This is a genomic window from Pseudomonas sp. 7P_10.2_Bac1 (genome assembly GCF_025465935.1).
Lineage (GTDB): Bacteria > Pseudomonadota > Gammaproteobacteria > Pseudomonadales > Pseudomonadaceae > Aquipseudomonas.
This window is the reverse complement of record NZ_JANLNV010000057.1, coordinates 1-17268: the sequence shown is the minus strand read 5'-3', so window position 1 is coordinate 17268 and position 17268 is coordinate 1. Positions and strand designations below refer to the sequence as shown.

At 58.0% G+C, this 17268-nt stretch carries 16 protein-coding genes; 11 read left to right on the top strand and 5 right to left on the bottom strand.

The genetic code is table 11. From position 1 onward, the window contains the following. The first annotated feature begins 113 nt into the window (after positions 1–113). The 3 genes from NTD86_RS09400 to NTD86_RS09390 all read left to right on the top strand — a co-directional run bounded on the left by NTD86_RS09400 (position 114) and on the right by NTD86_RS09390 (position 5288). Positions 114–1490 (top strand): glutamine synthetase family protein, encoded by a 1377-nt coding sequence (locus NTD86_RS09400; protein WP_262201932.1) that lies wholly within the window; start codon positions 114–116, stop codon positions 1488–1490. A 114-nt stretch (positions 1491–1604) separates the two neighbouring features. Continuing rightward, on the top strand, positions 1605–2270 hold the full coding sequence (locus NTD86_RS09395; protein WP_262201931.1) for a TetR/AcrR family transcriptional regulator: 666 nt from the start codon (positions 1605–1607) through the stop codon (positions 2268–2270). Between the two features lie 114 nt (positions 2271–2384). Beyond that, the gene (locus tag NTD86_RS09390) at positions 2385–5288 is read left to right on the top strand and encodes an RHS repeat-associated core domain-containing protein (RefSeq protein ID WP_262201930.1); all 2904 of its coding nucleotides are present in this window, start codon (positions 2385–2387) and stop codon (positions 5286–5288) included. Between the two features lie 44 nt (positions 5289–5332). Here the strand turns inward: NTD86_RS09390 and tauD are convergent, their stop codons facing one another. From tauD to tauA, 4 genes are read right to left on the bottom strand one after another with little or no spacing between them, the layout of a single operon-like run. After that, the gene (gene tauD / locus NTD86_RS09385) at positions 5333–6166 is read right to left on the bottom strand and encodes a taurine dioxygenase (protein ID WP_262201929.1); all 834 of its coding nucleotides are present in this window, start codon (positions 6164–6166) and stop codon (positions 5333–5335) included. 55 nt (positions 6167–6221) lie between these two features. Next, positions 6222–7055: a taurine ABC transporter permease TauC gene (tauC, locus tag NTD86_RS09380; RefSeq protein WP_262201927.1), complete on the bottom strand. Its 834-nt coding sequence runs from the start codon at positions 7053–7055 to the stop codon at positions 6222–6224. After that, on the bottom strand, positions 7052–7846 hold the full coding sequence (gene tauB / locus NTD86_RS09375) for a taurine ABC transporter ATP-binding subunit (RefSeq protein ID WP_262201926.1): 795 nt from the start codon (positions 7844–7846) through the stop codon (positions 7052–7054). The genes tauC and tauB overlap by 4 nt, the downstream gene beginning before the upstream one ends. A 27-nt stretch (positions 7847–7873) precedes the next feature. Beyond that, a complete protein-coding gene (gene tauA, locus NTD86_RS09370; RefSeq protein ID WP_262201925.1) occupies positions 7874–8854 on the bottom strand; it encodes a taurine ABC transporter substrate-binding protein in 981 nt (326 codons plus the stop codon). Positions 8855–9351: 497 nt separating this feature from the next. On the opposite strand from tauA, the gene NTD86_RS09365 reads away from it, so the two are divergent. The 8 genes from NTD86_RS09365 to NTD86_RS09330 all read left to right on the top strand — a co-directional run bounded on the left by NTD86_RS09365 (position 9352) and on the right by NTD86_RS09330 (position 16589). Then, positions 9352–10701, top strand: coding sequence for an OprD family porin (locus NTD86_RS09365; RefSeq protein ID WP_262201924.1), 1350 nt, complete (start codon positions 9352–9354; stop codon positions 10699–10701). A 310-nt stretch (positions 10702–11011) separates the two neighbouring features. Continuing rightward, positions 11012–11650: a peroxiredoxin gene (locus NTD86_RS09360; protein ID WP_262201923.1), complete on the top strand. Its 639-nt coding sequence runs from the start codon at positions 11012–11014 to the stop codon at positions 11648–11650. A 228-nt stretch (positions 11651–11878) separates the two neighbouring features. Beyond that, positions 11879–12472, top strand: coding sequence for an NADPH-dependent FMN reductase (gene ssuE, locus NTD86_RS09355; RefSeq protein ID WP_262201922.1), 594 nt, complete (start codon positions 11879–11881; stop codon positions 12470–12472). Positions 12473–12577: 105 nt separating this feature from the next. After that, positions 12578–13543: a sulfonate ABC transporter substrate-binding protein gene (locus NTD86_RS09350; protein WP_262201921.1), complete on the top strand. Its 966-nt coding sequence runs from the start codon at positions 12578–12580 to the stop codon at positions 13541–13543. Positions 13544–13574: 31 nt separating this feature from the next. Next, positions 13575–14723, top strand: a complete 1149-nt coding sequence (ssuD, locus tag NTD86_RS09345; RefSeq protein WP_262201920.1) for an FMNH2-dependent alkanesulfonate monooxygenase — start codon at positions 13575–13577, stop codon at positions 14721–14723. Positions 14724–14730: 7 nt separating this feature from the next. Continuing rightward, complete coding sequence (ssuC, locus tag NTD86_RS09340) at positions 14731–15537, top strand: aliphatic sulfonate ABC transporter permease SsuC (RefSeq protein ID WP_262201919.1); 807 nt, start codon at positions 14731–14733, stop codon at positions 15535–15537. Further along, positions 15534–16340: an aliphatic sulfonates ABC transporter ATP-binding protein gene (ssuB, locus tag NTD86_RS09335; RefSeq protein WP_262201918.1), complete on the top strand. Its 807-nt coding sequence runs from the start codon at positions 15534–15536 to the stop codon at positions 16338–16340. The genes ssuC and ssuB overlap by 4 nt, the downstream gene beginning before the upstream one ends. 33 nt (positions 16341–16373) lie before the next feature. After that, positions 16374–16589 carry a molybdopterin-binding protein gene (locus tag NTD86_RS09330; RefSeq protein WP_003444581.1) on the top strand — a complete coding sequence of 72 codons (216 nt, stop codon included), beginning with the start codon at positions 16374–16376 and terminating at the stop codon, positions 16587–16589. 103 nt (positions 16590–16692) lie between these two features. Here the strand turns inward: NTD86_RS09330 and NTD86_RS09325 are convergent, their stop codons facing one another. Next, the gene (locus tag NTD86_RS09325) at positions 16693–17151 is read right to left on the bottom strand and encodes an REP-associated tyrosine transposase (RefSeq protein ID WP_262201917.1); all 459 of its coding nucleotides are present in this window, start codon (positions 17149–17151) and stop codon (positions 16693–16695) included. Positions 17152–17268: the final 117 nt, after the last annotated feature.

Here is a 17268-nt window from a genome sequence, read left to right as displayed (position 1 = left end):
CGAGCGCTTTTTTGGGGCAAAAAAGAGGTTGCTTGACTTCGGTATGCCGTTCGGGTTGACTGAAACCCGTAGCGCTCAATGATTGATATTTTTAACAACAAAGGTGTTGCATCATGTCGGTACCCCCGCGTGCCGTTCAGCTTAACGAAGCGAACGCGTTCCTTAAGGATCATCCTGAGGTTCTGTACGTAGACCTTCTAATTGCGGATATGAATGGTGTGGTGCGCGGTAAGCGCATCGAACGCACCAGCCTCCACAAGGTTTACGAGAAGGGCATTAACCTGCCTGCCTCCTTATTTGCCCTGGACATCAATGGCTCAACGGTGGAAAGCACCGGTCTGGGTCTGGACATCGGTGACGCAGACCGAATCTGTTATCCAATCCCTGACACCCTGTGCAATGAACCTTGGCAAAAGCGCCCAACCGCGCAACTGCTGATGACCATGCACGAACTTGAAGGCGAGCCTTTCTTCGCCGATCCGCGCGAAGTGTTGCGCCAAGTTGTTACAAAGTTTGACGAGCTGGGTTTGACCGTTTGTGCGGCGTTTGAACTGGAGTTCTACCTGATCGACCAGGAGAACGTAAACGGCCGTCCACAACCACCACGCTCACCGATTTCCGGCAAGCGTCCGCATTCGACTCAGGTTTACCTGATCGACGACCTCGACGAATACGTCGACTGCCTCCAGGACATTCTGGAAGGTGCCAAAGAGCAAGGCATTCCCGCCGACGCCATCGTCAAGGAAAGTGCCCCGGCGCAGTTCGAAGTGAACCTGCACCACGTTGCCGACCCCATCAAGGCCTGCGACTACGCGGTACTGCTCAAGCGTCTGATCAAGAACATCGCCTACGACCATGAGATGGACACCACCTTCATGGCCAAGCCTTACCCAGGCCAGGCGGGCAACGGGCTGCACGTCCATATTTCGATTCTGGACAAAGATGGCAAAAATATTTTTGCCAGCGAGGATCCCGAGCAGAACGCCGCATTGCGTCACGCGATCGGCGGTGTGCTCGAGACCCTACCGGCGCAGATGGCGTTCCTATGCCCTAACGTCAACTCCTACCGTCGTTTCGGTGCTCAGTTCTACGTGCCGAACTCGCCGTGCTGGGGTCTGGACAACCGTACGGTCGCCCTGCGCGTTCCGACGGGTTCGTCCGATGCCGTGCGTATCGAACACCGCGTAGCCGGTGCCGATGCCAACCCGTATTTGCTGATGGCGTCTGTGCTGGCCGGTGTACACCACGGTCTGACCAACAAAATCGAGCCAAATGCTCCGGTAGAAGGCAACAGCTACGAGCAAAACGAACAAAGCCTGCCGAACAACCTGCGTGATGCACTGCGTGAGTTGGACGACAGCGAGGTCATGGCCAAATACATCGATCCAAAATACATCGATATTTTTGTGGCCTGTAAAGAGAGCGAGCTGGAGGAGTTTGAACACTCCATCTCCGACCTCGAGTACAACTGGTACCTGCATACCGTATAAGCGATTGCGGTACTCAGAAAACGCCGCGGGCTTTACCGCCCGTGGCGTTTTTTTATGCCTGTGCAATCTGCAGACCCGGCTCGTACAATGCCTGCAGCCCCGCAGGAGACACCCATGACGCGCCTCGCCACCCCACGTGCCACCCCTCGCAAACCTCGCGCACGCAGCCAGGGCCGAATCGACTCGATCCTTGCCGCCGCCCGCACCTTGCTGGCGACACAAGGCGTGGCCAGCCTGTCGATCTACAGCGTGGCCGAGCGTGCCGATATCCCGCCTTCTTCGGTGTATCACTTCTTCGCCAGCGTGCCCGCCTTGCTGCAAGCACTCACCGAGGATGTGCACGGTGCTTTTCGTGCCTGCCTGCAAGCGCCCATCGATCATGACGCCTTGCTGACCTGGCGTGACCTGTCACGGGTTGTTGAGCAGCGCATGATGACCCTCTACAGCGAAGATGCGGCGGCCCGGCAGCTCATCCTGGCTCAGCACGGTCTCACCGAAGTGACGCAGGCTGATCGTCAGCACGACCTTGAATTGGGGCAACTGCTGCACGCGTTGTTTGCCCGGCATTTTGAATTGCCGGTCCTGCCGCAGGACGTGGACGTGTTTGCCTTGGCGATGGAATTGGGTGACCGCGTATACGCGCGGTCGATCCAGCTGCACGACAGCATCACCCCGCGCATGGCTGAAGAAGGCTTGCGCGTCGTGGATGCATATCTGGGGTTGTACCTGCCGCCGTTTTTGCCAAAACGACAATGCCCTCACCCTCAGCGAGAAGGCTAGGGTAAAGGGCTTCTCCATTCATTCGCACACCCAAAACCACAGCATTATTTACCACCCGCTTACCCAGCCGGTTTTGTACGTTCGCATGGCTATCTTTTCTTCAAGGATATTGTCATGCCCAGCTTTTTACACCAGCACACGCCTACGCTTGTGGCAATGGATCCGCGAGGTCTGGAGGTCCGCAGTGTGGCTTATCACCGTACGTCTTCCGCTACCCAGGCGCAGACTCGCACTTGGCACAGCCTCTTTGGGGCGACGGGTTTTTTGCAAGAGCAATGGGACCCGCGGCTCTATGCCTTGCATCTCGATCAGGCGCAAGCATCCCCCAACCAACGTACCCATTACACCCTGACCGGCCGGACCTTAAGCACGCAGAGTGTCGATGCGGGCAGGCGTTGGCTACTCAGGGGGGCGGGCGGGCAAGTGATGACGCGTTGGGACTCTCGTGGCGCGCAGCAACGCTATTATTTCGACGCGCTTCTCAGGCCGACGGATGTTTTCAAACAGGCGGCGCATGAGGCGTCGGCTCGTCATGTCGAACGGTTGACCTATGCGGGCAACGATGCGCCCGCCGGGCTGGCCAACTGCTGTGGGCGACTCATTCGCCACGAAGACCCTTCAGGGGTGCTGCTGTATGAGCAGTATTCGTTGCTGGGGCAGCTGATGAGCGAGCAGCGAATGTTTTACACCTCACTGACCGAGCCCGTGCTCAAGGGGGACTCGCCGCGCTACTCCACCCGCTGGCACTACAATGCGTTCGCCGACCTCATCGAGCAAACAGACGCTAAGGGCAACTTGCAACGCAATCAGTACGCCGTCGATGGCCAATTGCATCAAAGCTCTCTGACGCTCAAGGGCGATACAGAGCAGGTGCTGGTTGACCAGCGAGTATTCAACGCGCGGGGGCAACTGGAGTCTGAGCGGGCAGGCAACAATGTCATGACCACGATGCAGTATTCCCCTTTCGATGGCCGCTTGAAGCGCTTGGCCACGTATCGCCTGGGTCAGAGCAATACACCGTTGCAGGACTTGAACTACGACTACGACCGAGTGGGCAATGTGACGCGGGTCGGCGATGAGGCCCAGCCCATACAGTGGTCCAGTAACACGCAAGTGAACCCTGTCAGCCTCTATCGCTACGACTCGCTGTACCAACTCATCAGTGCCACGGGGCGGGAAAACGCGGCCAACATGCCGACCTCGGCGCTGCCAGGGCTCGTTCTGTTCGGCGCCACAGACAGCAGTGTGTGGCGCACCTACACCCAAACCTATACCCACGATGAGGGCGGCAATCTGGCGCAGTTAAAACACCAGGTAAGCGCAGGGCATGGGTACACCCGCACGATGCTGATAGCCAGCAACAGTAACCATGCCGTGGTGCGCGACTCCGACGCAGCCCCTGTACAACCTGGCTTGGGCCGTGATTTCGATTTAAACGGCAATCAGTTGGAGCGGGTTCGAGGGCAGGCATTGCAATGGGGTGTGAGCAATGAAGTGTCAGCCGTCGCGCTGGTGACTCGGGAGAACGGCCTTAATGACGATGAAATGTACGGGTATGACGGCATGGGGCAGCGCACGCGAAAAGTGCGGACCACCCGCAGCCATGGGCAGACCCATACTTACGAGGTGCTGTACTTACCCGGCCTGGAAATTCGCCGCGATACCGCCACCGGTGAGCAGCTCAATGTCATCAAGACGCCCGTGGGCAATAGCGATATCAAGGTCTTGCAGTGGGAGCAGGGGCGCCCGCACGGCATGCCCGATAACGACATTCGTTTCAGCCTGTCGGACCATCTGGGCAGCAGCATGCTGGAACTCAATGGCAAGGCCGAGTTGATCAGTCAGGAAAGTTACTACCCCTATGGCGGTACGGCCTGGTGGGCCGCAAAAAGTGCCTTGCAGGGCAAGTACAAGATTACCCGTTACTCAGGTAAGGAGCTGGACGCGAGCGGGCTGTACTACTTTGGGTTCAGATATTACGCACCGTGGCTTCAGCGTTGGGTAAGCCCGGACCCTGGCGGTGATGTGGGCGGCATGAACCTGTACGCGATGGTAGGCAACAACCCCATAACGTTTAAAGATCTGTGGGGCTTCAATGGCGGCAATCCCGATACCCGGCCCCTGCGTATCCAGGCCCTCGACACGTTTTTGCGAGAGAACCACCCGCATATCTATCCCTCCCCCCTGCATTACTTTGACCATCAGTACCACTTTGGACAGGCTCTGGACACGCCAATGGATGACACCATCCGGGCCGTGCGCGCTGCAGGATACAGCTACGGCGAGATGCACGATTACAACGAGTCGGTGAGCATTGACGCGCCCTATCCGGCCGATATATTCCGCGGTTTGACCGACGCCTATATTGCGTCGGCCAACTACTTTAATGAGACCGCTCGGGCAATGACCAACCCGTTCTTCAATCCTGAGCCAGGCGATTGGACGGGCGCCAACGTCGTCGATACGTTCACCTCAATGCAACACCAGGACGACCATCTATCTGAACCCCAGCGAGCTGGCCTCGATGCGGCGTTGAGCGTCAGCCGGTCAGAAGCAGTAAGTCTGCTGGATAGTCACGTCCGGTCTTACCCCAGTGGCCAATCCACCGGTTATCGCGGGCATCGTGTCACCGATGTGGGCTTGAAGGCATTGGCAGCCCATGCCAGACAGGGGGATGTGCTGCGTACAGAGCAGTTTCTGTCGGTCAGTGACATGCCCAGTGTCGCCAAGCGTTTTGCCAGCGGCGACTACGATACTCGGCACGGCACGTTCAACCCGGTCATGTTGACGGTCATCGGCAGCAGTGCACTGGAACTCGCTTCGCCTGTGAATGAAGCCGAGCGTATTTACCCGCTTCAGACGGCGTTCAAGGTAGAGAACCCGGGGCTGTCAAACCTGTTGGTGAGGGCTTATGCGCCCAGTGCTACGCATTTCACCTTGCGTGAAGTGCCGGTGACGGCGCAAAGGCGAAGTGCGTTGCCTTTCATGACCGACCCTGGCGGGCGCAGAGGCCGCTGACAGATGTGCCCGCACGGCAGTGCGTGCGGGCCAGGCATTTCAGGTCAGAACGGTGCATCACCCAAAATGGTCGCGCGGTGCATTACGCGGCGGTTCGGGCGGTAGTCGTCCACGGCGTAATGCTGGGTCACGCGGTTGTCCCAGAAGGCCACGTCGTTTTCCTGCCAGCGCCAGCGGATGGTGTACTCAGGGCGAGTTGCGTGGGCAAACAGCAGTTTCAGGATTGCCTCGCTTTCCAGCTCTGACAGCTCATTGATCTTGGTGGTAAAGCCTTCGTTGACGAACAGCGCTTTACGCCCGCTGACCGGGTGAGTACGCACCACCGGGTGCGACAGCGGCGGGTTGTTTTTGCGGGTCTGCTCCCAGCGCGCGAGGTCTTCGGGCGTTGAGCCAAAACGCTCCAGCGGGAACGATTTGGTGAAATCGTGAGTGGCGGTCAGGCCGTCGAGCAGCACTTGCAGAGGTTTGGACAAGCCCTCAAATGCCGCGATGCCGCTGGCCCACAAAGTATCGCCCCCAAAGGCCGGCAACTGCTTGGCACTCAACACCGCGCCCAGCGCCGGGGTCGGCAGGAAGGTCACGTCGGTGTGCCACACCGCGTTGTCACGCACGTCAGTCACGGCGGTGTCCAGGATCAGCACTTCAGGCTGCTCGGGCACGTTGGGGTAAATCGGGTGGATGTGCAGGTCACCAAAGTTGGCGGCAAAACGCGCCTGTTGTTCAGGGGTGATGACCTGGTTCTTGAAGAAAATCACCTGGTGCTCAAGCAGTGCCTGCTCGATGGCATCGCGCTGTTCCACACTCAGTGGTTGAGTCAGGTCAATGCCTTCAATCTGGGCACCCAGGGCAGAGCTAATTGGGGTAACGGTCAGGCTCATGGTCGTCTCGCTAGCAGCGCGCCGATGGGTCGGCGTCGTGTGATATTCGGTGTAATTAGTGAACCTGGCCGTGCCACGGCACCAGTTTGCGTTGCAGGGCGCGCAGGCCCATTTCCATGGCAAAGGCGATGATGGCAATGACCAGAATGCCCAGCACCACCACGTCCGTGACTAAAAACTGGGCGGCAGACTGCACCATGAAACCCAGGCCGCTGGTGGCAGCGATCAGTTCTGCGGCCACCAACGTCGACCAGCCCACTCCGAGGCCAATACGGATACCGGTCAGGATATCGGGCAGGGCGCTGGGCAGAATGACGTGGCGAATCAGTTGCCAGCGGCTCGCCCCAAGCGACTGTGCCGCACGGATCTTGGCCGGGTCGACGGTCCGTACGCCGGTTGCGGTTGCAATCGCAATCGGGGCAAAAATGGCCAAGTAAATCAGCAGGACTTTCGACAGTTCGCCGATGCCGCACCAGATCACGATCAGCGGCAAGTAAGCCAGTGGCGGGATCGGGCGGTAGAACTCGATCAGCGGGTCGAAAATGCCACGTGCAATGCGGTTATGACCGATGGCAATGCCGACCGGCACCGCTGTCAGAATCGCAAAACCCAGACCCAGGCCAATGCGGCTCAGGCTGGCGCTCAAGTGCTGCCACAGCGTGGAGTCCATGTAGCCTTTGGTCGCCAACAACCAGCCTTTCTCCAGCACGGCAGACGGTGGCGGCAAAAACAGCGGCTCGATCAAGCCCGCAGCGGTTACGCCCCACCAGGCGGCCAGCAATACGATCAGGGTAATGACGCTGATCCAGCGTGTACTCAAACTGCGCTTGACCGGGCGCGGTGCGTGGGGTGCAGCAACAGGGGCTGCGGCTGCTTCATAACTGCTCATGCGCGCTCCTGCCGCTGGGCGGCTCCGCGTTGTGAAAATACACGTTCAAGCACGTGCTCACGGGTTTCAATAAAGCGAGGGTCGGATTTGATCGAGCGCGCCGACTCGCCAGCGTTGTACCGCCGACCGAAATCCAGGGTCAGGCGCTCAACGATACGGCCTGGATTGGGGGCCAACAGAATCAGGTCGGTGGCCAGAAACACGGCTTCTTCGATGTCGTGAGTAATCAGGAACACCGGTTTGTCCGTACGTTTGCACACTTGCAGCAACAGCTCTTGCATCTGTTCACGGGTGAATGCATCCAGGGCGCCGAAGGGTTCATCCATCAGCAACACCCGCGGGTCGGCCGCCAAGGCGCGGGCCAGGCCCACGCGTTGCCGTTGACCGCCCGAAAGCTCCCAGACGCGGCGCTTTTCAAAACCCGACAGATCCACCAGTGCCAGCATTTCGCGGGCCCGTGCTTCACGCTTGCTGCGCTCAATGCCGGCCAGCTCAAGGCCGAAACCGACGTTGGCCAGCACGTCTTGCCAGGGCAGCAATACGTCGTCTTGGAACACCACGCCACGTTCGGCGCTAGGGCCTTTGACCGGGGCGCCATCCAGGGTGATGCGTCCGCCGCTGGGTTCAACAAAACCGGCAATCAGGTTGAGCAGCGAGGTTTTCCCGCTGCCCGAAGGACCAAGTGCGACCAACAGTTGCTGAGGTCCGAGATTGACGGAAATATCCGACAGCACCGGCTCAGCTGCGCCTGGGTACTGTGCGCTGATGCGCTCCAGTGATAACAAGGCCATGACGGTCGATTCCTCAGGTGGCGTACGTTATTGAGTGACAAAACTGTCGGTGACTGACGGTGCGTAGTCCGGCAGAACGGCGTCGACTTTGCCCTGTTCTTTCAGGAAGGCGGCGGTGTCAGTCAGAGCCTTGGTGGTCGGAGCCCCCAGCAGTTGTTTTTGCTCGGCAGTCACCGGGTAGACGTTGCCTTCCAGCAGGCCAGGAATGTCAGCAGCCTTGGCGCCGGAGAGCTTCTCAACCTTGGCGACGTTGCTTGGGTTGGCAACCCAGGCTTTAGGGTCTTTGTTGTAGTCGGCGTAGGCATCCAGAGTGACTTTGGCGAATTCCTTGACGATTTCCGGGTGCTTGGCCGCGTAGTCCTTGCGCACAATCCAGGCATCAAAGGTCGGAGCGCCCAGCTTGCCCAGTTCGCCCGAGGTGATCAGCACTTTGCCGCTGTCTTTGGCCACACCCAGTGCTGGGTCCCACACGTAGGTCGCGTCGATGTCACCGCGCTTCCAGGCCGCGATAATGGCGGGTGGCGCGAGGTTCAGGATGGTCACTTTCGACGGGTCGATGTTCCAGTGTTTCAACGCGGCCAGCAGGCTGTAGTGGCCGGTCGAGACAAACGGCAAGGCGACTTTTTTGCCTACCAGGTCTTGTGGGGTGTTGATGCCCGAGCCATTGCGGGCGACCAGGGCTTCAGCCCCGCCGATCTGGGTAGCGATCAAGAAGGTTTCGACCGGCACGCCGCGGGTGACCGCAGCGGTCAGCGGGCTCGAACCCAGGTAGCCGATCTGCACGTCGCCCGAGGCGATGGCAGCAATGATGTCGGCACCGTTATCAAACTTGCGCCAGTTGATTTTGGCGTCTGTGGCTTTTTCATAAGCGCCGTCGGCCTGGGCCACTTTGGCCGGGTCAACGGTGGTTTGGTAGGCCACGGTCACATCGTTCGCGGCTTGGGCAAAGAAACTGGCACCGGCCAGAGAGAGTGCTGCCAAAAGGCGGAGAGGGGTCTTCAGTTTCATCGGGGAATTCCTCGGCTGACGGCCGTTTATTGGCTGGGTGCGAGGTTAAATGATCTAAGAATGAGTAAATAAATAACTTTTAGGCATTAGCTTATAAAGTTATTGATCCTTCTATACGTGCGCGCGCACGAGCTTTAGTGGGATTTTGCGGTCACGGAAAATCGTTTCTGTGCCGCTACATAAACCGTTCTTAAAAATTTCATAAAAATCTATTTATAAATGCGACTAAAGGTCGATAGCATCCGCCCGCTAGAACGTAAGAAGTTTCCTTTCATATACCAATAGGTTATGAAGAATTTTGAAATAATTCTTTTTTGGTTTATGAAAAAGTCTTTAATCTAGGTAAAAAACGCAGATGACTAGACAAAGGTCGTAAACACGAAAAGTTACGATTGACTTGGCAGTCACTGTCTGGCGCTAATCGCGCATCTGTAGCACCGAGACGTCAGATTTCGGGCTAAAGAACTACAAAAATTAGAATTCAAAGGAGCAGCACCATGAAGAAGTCCACCGTTGCCGTGGCTGTAGCCCTCGGCTTGCTGGCGCAACAAGCGAGCGCTGAAGGGTTCATCGAAGACAGCAAAGCGACGCTGAAGCTGCGTAACTTTTACATCAACACTGACAACCGTGACGCAGGCACCAAAGCTGCAGGTGCACAGAGCAAGCAGGAAGAGTGGGGCCAAGGCTTCCAAGTGGATTACACCTCGGGCTTTACCGCGGGGACTGTTGGCTTTGGTCTGGACGCCATTGCTCTGCTGGGCGTACGTCTGGATTCGGGCGGTGGCACCAACGGCGCCAGCTCCACGTCGTACGGCGGCACTGTGTTCCCGAGCAAGTCCAACGGCAGAGCAGTCAATGACTTCTCAAGCCTGGGCGTGACTGCCAAAGCCAAGTTCTCCCAGACCGAACTGCGTTACGGCACCCTGATGCCGAAACTGCCGGTCATCTCCTATAACGATGGTCGTCTGCTGCCACAGACCTTTGAAGGTGGCCAGGTCACCTCCAACGAGATCAAGGACCTGACCCTGATCGCCGGTCAGATCGAGCACGTTAAAGGCCGTAACTCCAGCAACAACGAACAAATGTCGATTGGCGGCGCGAACGCTCGTACAGCCAACAGCAACAAGTTCGTCTACGCCGGTGGCGACTACAAGATCAACAAGGATCTGTTGGTTCAGTACTACTACGGCAACCTGGACAAGTTCTACAAACAGAACTTCCTGGGCCTGGTCCACAACTGGGCGATCGGCCCGGGCGTGTTGAAATCTGACCTGCGCTACTTCAACAGCAAAGACGACGGCCGAAACGGCTACGACCCTGCTTACTACAGCAGCGGTAACTACCAGAGCCTGGCTGGCGGCAAAGGCAAAGTCGACAACAACCTGTACAGCGCCTTGTTCCTGTACTCGGTTGAAGGTCACACCTTTGGTGGCGGTTACCAGGTCAGCAACGGCAGCAGCGACTTCCCTTGGCTGAACCAGGGTGATGGCTCGTCCAACTACACCATCACTGACTCGCAAATCCAGAAGTTCGGCCGTGCCGGCGAACGTACCTGGCAAGCGCGCTACTCCTATGACTTCGCCAAAGTTGGCGTACCTGGCCTGACCGCCGGTGCTGTGTACCTGCGCGGTAACAACATCGACACCTACAACGCCAGCAAAGTACAAACCAACGATGGCGCCACCGAGTGGGAGCGTGACATCACTGTTGCCTACGTTGTTCAGGAAGGCGCTCTGAAAAACCTGGGCTTCATGTGGAAAAACGCCATGTGGCGCAACACCATTGCTGGCCAGCGCAACCAGGACGAAAACCGTGTGATCGTCAGCTACTCGATCCCGTTGCTGTAAGCTGTATTTAGCGAAAAAAAGTAAGACGTAAAAGTAAGAAAAGTCCTGCCCGGCGCAATGCCGGGCAGGGTGTTTACCGAAGTGCCAGACGGCTGATTCGTAACACATTAAGTAGTCGCGGCTCCTTGCCGCTCCCCTTGCCTAAACCTGAATCCAGAGTGGACCTGGTGCCTGGTGGCGTCCAATGAAACAGTTTTTATTATTCTTTCTGGTTCTAATCAAATCGATATTTATTCTTTTTAATTCGCTTCTGACGTAGGCAAAGTAGCTCCATCACGCCCCGCCATTCACGATAAAAAGGAGCTGCACCATGAGCCTAAGACTCGGCGATATCGCCCCCGATTTCGAACAGGATTCCAGCGCTGGCACCATCAAGTTCCATGACTGGCTGGGCGACAGCTGGGGCATTCTGTTTTCGCATCCGGCAGACTTCACTCCCGTGTGCACGACCGAACTGGGCTTCACAGCCAAGCTCAAGGACGAATTTGCCAAGCGCGGCGTCAAAGCCATCGCACTGTCGGTCGACCCCGTGGACTCGCACCACAAGTGGATCGGCGACATCAACGAAACACAAAACACAGTCGTTAACTTCCCGATCCTGGCAGACGCCGATCGCAAGGTCAGCGACCTCTACGATCTGATCCACCCCAACGCCAACGACACCCTGACCGTGCGTTCGCTGTTCGTGATTGACCCGAACAAAAAGATTCGCCTGACCATTACCTACCCGGCCAGCACGGGACGTAACTTCAACGAAATCCTGCGGGTGGTTGATTCGCTGCAACTGACCGACAACTACAAAGTGGCCACGCCCGCCAACTGGCAGGACGGCGACGAAGTGGTGATCGTGCCGTCGCTCAAGGACGAAGACGAAATCAAAAAACGCTTCCCTAAAGGTTATCGCGCGGTCAAGCCCTACCTGCGCCTGACACCTCAGCCAAACAAGTAACGTTTGCAACCTGTAGCCGCTTACGTGGCTACAGGTGTTCCTCTTCAATGTCACAGGGTTTTGGCCGTTTCGACGGCCTTTTTTTTGTCTCGAAAACCATATTCATTTAAGGAATAAACAAATGAACAAATATGATTTATGGATATAAAAAACACCTGTTAATGTCAGTTCCATCTAAGCGAAAACGCTGACGGCAAATTGAAAAATTTCATTCAAGGAAATCTCTAAATGCTGGTTGTGACAATCGGAGGTAGCCCAAGCCAACGCTCCCGATCCGGGGTGTTGCTCGACCGCGCCAAACACTGGCTCAACCAGAAAGGCGTTGAAGTGGTGAGCTATCAGGTGCGTGATTTCCCGGCTGAAGACTTGCTGCACGCACGCTTCGACAGCCCAAAGATCATCGACCTGCTGCAGCAAATCGAGCAGGCAGACGGCCTGGTGATTGCGACCCCGGTGTACAAGGCCTCTTTTAGTGGCGCGCTTAAAACCATGCTCGACCTGCTTCCCGAACGCGCCCTGAGCCATAAGGTGGTTCTGCCGATTGCCACCGGTGGCAGCATCGCCCACATGCTGGCGGTGGACTACGCGCTCAAGCCCGTGCTGTCAGCACTCAAGGCCCAGGAAATGCTGCACGGCATCTTTGCCGAAGACAGCCAGATCGCCTACGGCGAAGGCAGCGCCCAGGCGCAGCTGGTACCGGTTCTGGAGCAACGCTTGAACGAGTCACTGGAGCACTTCTACTGCGCCCTGGCCCGCCGCCCGAAACCGCTGGACCCCAACATCCTCAACGAGCGCCTGCGCACGGCTCGCTGGAGCATCTGAATTTAAAACACGCTGCAGGCGCGAGCCGCCTCGCGATCTTTGGATCTTTTAAAAGATCGCGAGGCAAGCTCGCTCCTACAGAACAAGAACATAAAGGAGAGCGTCATGCGCCCTGTGATTTTGCGTCGTGGTTTGGCCACCCTGCTGGCCGCAGCCGTGTCTTTAGGTGTTGCCCTGCAAGCCCAGGCCGATACGGTGCGTATTGGCTATCAGAAGTACGGCACCCTGGTGCTGCTCAAAGCCAAAGGCACGCTGGAAAAGCGTCTGGCCGAGCAGGGCGTGGACGTGCAATGGACTGAGTTCCCCGGCGGCCCGCAACTGCTGGAAGGCCTGAACGTTGGCTCGATTGACTTCGGTGTGACCGGCGAAACCCCACCGGTATTTGCTCAGGCCGCCGGTGCAGATCTGCTCTACGTCGCCTACGAGCCGCCAGCGCCGACCAGCGAAGCGATTCTGGTGCCCAAAGACTCGACCATTACCTCGGTCAAAGACCTCAAAGGCAAAAAAGTCGCCCTCAACAAAGGCTCCAACGTGCACTACCTGCTGGTGCGTGCCCTTGAAGATGCCGGCTTGAAGTACTCCGATATCCAGACGGTTTTCCTGCCACCTGCCGATGCCCGTGCGGCCTTCGAGCGTGGCAGTGTCGATGCCTGGGTGATCTGGGACCCTTACCAGGCTGCTGCCGAACAACAGTTGCACGCCCGTACGCTGCGCGATGCGACCGGTATTGCGGACAACCACCAGTTCTACCTGGCCACCAAGCCGTTTGCTGAAAAGCACCCCAAAGTGATCGAAACCTTGGTCGATGAAGTGCGCAACGTCGGTGAGTGGGCCAAGGCTCACCCGGAAGAAGTGACCCAGCAGGTCGCTCCGTTGCTCGGCTTGCCGGCAGACATCACCGAGACTTCGGTGAAACGCCAAGGCTACGGCGCCCAGTTCCTGAACACGGACGTGGTCAATGCCCAGCAGAAGATTGCCGACAGCTTCTACCAGCTCAAGCTCATTCCAAAGCCGCTGACGATTAAAGATGTGATCTGGACGCCACCCGCCACCGCGGCCAAAGCCCCTTAACGCTTGCTGTACCCACTTAGGAGACCACTCCATGAGCCTCAACATTTTCTGGTTCCTGCCTACCCACGGTGACGGCCATTACCTTGGCACCTCCGAAGGCGCTCGCGCGGTTGATTACGGTTACCTGCAACAAGTGGCGCAAGCCGCTGACCGCCTGGGCTTTGGTGGGGTGTTGATTCCCACGGGGCGTTCCTGCGAAGACTCCTGGCTGGTGGCAGCCTCGCTGATCCCGGTGACTCAGCGCCTGAAATTCCTGGTGGCTCTGCGCCCTGGCATCGTGTCGCCGACCGTGGCGGCCCGCCAGGCGGCGACCCTGGACCGCCTGTCTGGCGGCCGCGCACTGTTCAACCTGGTGACCGGTGGTGACCCGGACGAACTGGCCGGTGACGGCCTGTTCCTGAGCCATGAAGAGCGCTACCAGGCCTCGGTGGAATTCACCCGTATCTGGCGCCGTGTGCTGGAAGGCGAAACCGTTGATTACGATGGCGAGCACATCAAGGTCAAAGGCGCCAAGTTGCTCTATCCGCCCATCCAGCAACCGCGTCCGCCGTTGTACTTCGGTGGCTCGTCTGAAGCGGCGCAAGACCTGGCCGCCGAACAGGTTGAAATGATCCTGACCTGGGGCGAGCCACCGGCCGCCGTTGCGGAAAAAATCCGCCAAGTGCGCGACAAGGCCGCCAAACTCGGCCGTACCGTGCGCTTCGGTATTCGCCTGCACGTGATCGTGCGTGAAACCAACGAAGAAGCATGGAAAGCCGCCGACAAACTGATCTCGCACCTGGACGACGACACCATCGCCCGTGCCCAGGCATCGCTGTCGCGCTTTGACTCGGTGGGCCAGCAACGCATGGCCGCCCTGCACGGTGGCAGCCGCGACAACCTCGAAGTCAGCCCTAACCTGTGGGCAGGCGTGGGCCTGGTTCGCGGCGGCGCGGGCACGGCGCTGGTCGGTGACGGCCCGACGGTTGCAGCGCGGGTCAAGGAATACGCCGACCTGGGCATCGACACCTTTATCTTCTCGGGTTATCCACACTTGGAAGAGTCGTACCGCGTGGCAGAACTGTTGTTCCCGCACCTGGATGTCGAGCGCCCGGAACTGCCGAAAAGCGCAGGCTATGTCAGCCCGTTCGGTGAAATGGTAGCCAACGACATTCTCCCTAAAGCCGCGTCGCAGAGCTGAGGCGGGCATGAGTACGGCAAAGGCTACAGGCCTTCATAAAATCGCTCACACGTTTGCCCCTTGGGCATTGCCGGTGTTGCTGCTGGCGGTGTGGCAGTTGTCGGTGTCGGCAGGCTGGCTGTCGACGCGGATCCTGCCCTCACCGCTGGCCGTGATCGAAGCGGGCGTAGAACTGGTGCGCAGTGGGGAGATCTGGAAACACTTGGCTATCAGCGGCTGGCGTGCCGGTGTGGGCTTTGCCATCGGCGGCAGCATCGGCCTGGCGCTGGGCTTTATCACTGGGCTGTCGAAGTGGGGCGAACGCCTGCTCGACAGCTCGGTGCAAATGATCCGCAACGTGCCGCATCTGGCGCTGATCCCGCTGGTGATCCTGTGGTTCGGCATCGACGAATCGGCCAAGATTTTCCTGGTGGCACTGGGGACGTTGTTCCCGATCTACCTCAACACGTACCACGGTATCCGCAACGTCGATCCGGCATTGGTGGAAATGGCGCGCAGCTACGGTTTGTCCGGGTTCGCCCTGTTCTGGCAAGTGATCCTGCCGGGTGCGTTGCCTTCGATTCTGGTGGGCGTGCGCTTTGCCCTGGGCTTTATGTGGTTGACGCTGATCGTGGCTGAAACCATCTCTGCCAGCTCAGGCATTGGCTACCTGGCAATGAACGCCCGGGAGTTTCTGCAAACCGACGTGGTGGTGCTGGCCATTGTGATGTACGCGATCCTCGGCAAGCTGGCAGACAGCGCCGCCCGGGGTCTGGAACGTGTCTGGTTGCGCTGGCATCCGGCTTATCAAGTGGCTAAAGGCGGTGCGGCATGACGGCTCAACAACCTCCGCATTTGCGTCAGGGCATTCCGCTGGTAATCAAGGGCCTGCAAAAAGCCTTTGGTGATCGTCTGGTGCTGCGCGACATCAATCTGCATATCCCGGCGGGCCAGTTTGTCGCCGTTGTGGGCCGCAGCGGATGTGGCAAAAGCACCCTGATGCGCCTGTTGGCCGGGCTGGATCTGCCCACGGGTGGCGAGCTGCTGGCCGGTAGCGCACCGCTGCAAGACGTACGTGAAGACACCCGGCTGATGTTCCAGGAAGCGCGTTTGTTGCCCTGGAAAAAAGTCATCGACAACGTGGGCCTGGGCCTCAAGGGCGACTGGCGGCCAAAAGCCCTCAAAGCGCTGGAAGAAGTGGGTCTGGCCGAGCGTGCCAATGACTGGCCAGCGGCCTTGTCGGGTGGGCAAAAGCAGCGTGTGGCCCTGGCGCGTGCCTTGATCCACCAACCGCGTTTGCTATTGCTGGATGAGCCGTTGGGTGCCCTGGATGCGCTGACCCGCATCGAGATGCAACAACTGATCGAACGCCTGTGGCGTCAGCATGGATTTACCGTATTGCTGGTGACCCATGACGTCAGCGAATCGGTGGCGATTGCCGATCGGGTGATCCTGATCGAAGACGGCGAAGTGGGGCTGGACCTCACCGTCGAACTGCCGCGCCCTCGCGTGAGGGGTTCACACCGACTGGCGGCACTGGAAACCGAAGTGCTTCACCGAGTGCTAGCTTTACCTGGTTCGCCTCCTGAGCCAGACCCTGTTGCACCGCTGCCCACGCAACTGCGTTGGGCACTTTAAACCTACTTTTCCCTCAAGACAGGAATCGACACCATGACTATCAAAGCCATCAACGTTCGTAACCAATTCAAAGGCCACATCAAAGAAATCGTACTGGGCGACGTCCTGTCCGAAATCGACGTACAAACCGCGTCCGGCATCGTCACCTCCGTGATCACCACCCGCTCGGTCAAAGAGCTGGAACTGGTGGTAGGCAGCGAAGTGATCGCATTCGTGAAATCCACCGAAGTGTCCATCGCCAAGTTGTAACTCATGCCAAGACCCACAACCCCGAAAGGCGCGAGCCCTTCGGGGTTTTTTATTGGGTGAAAAGATCGCGAGGCAAGCTCGCTCCTACAGTGTGGTGGTGTGTTTATAGCCAGGTGGCATCCCAGTGAGGGTAGTCACCCAATCGCTTGACCAAGCCTGCCCGCAGTGGGTTGGCAACGATGTAACGGGCAGCATGAACTACATCTTCGTCATAACGGATTGCTCGGTCGTGATAGCCCTTTTGCCAAAGCTTGAGCGTGCTTCCTTGTGCAACGCCAATGCTCATGGCCGCACGTGATTTTGTCCGTTGCATCACCGTTGAAAGACTGGCGTGTTTGAGCTCAATCAGCCAATGAAAGTGATCCGGCATCACGACCCATGCCAGTGATGTGACGTAACGCTCTTGATGGGTTCGCTTTAGTTCATTGACCAGTAAGCGGGCAACAAGAAAATCACTGAAGAACGGCTCACGATTCTTCACCACTGCAGTGACCAGATAAATACGGCCACTTTCGGAATATCTTCCTTTTCGTAACCGACATCCATGAGCCGAATCCGCCATTCCCTTTCCTTGTGAATATGCATCAAAAGAAAAAGGTTAGTGCCGTCTCGGCAATACCGGACCCCGCCAGTGGTTCTGAATATGTCTCCCTTGTGTAGGAGCGGGGGTGGGGGGGGG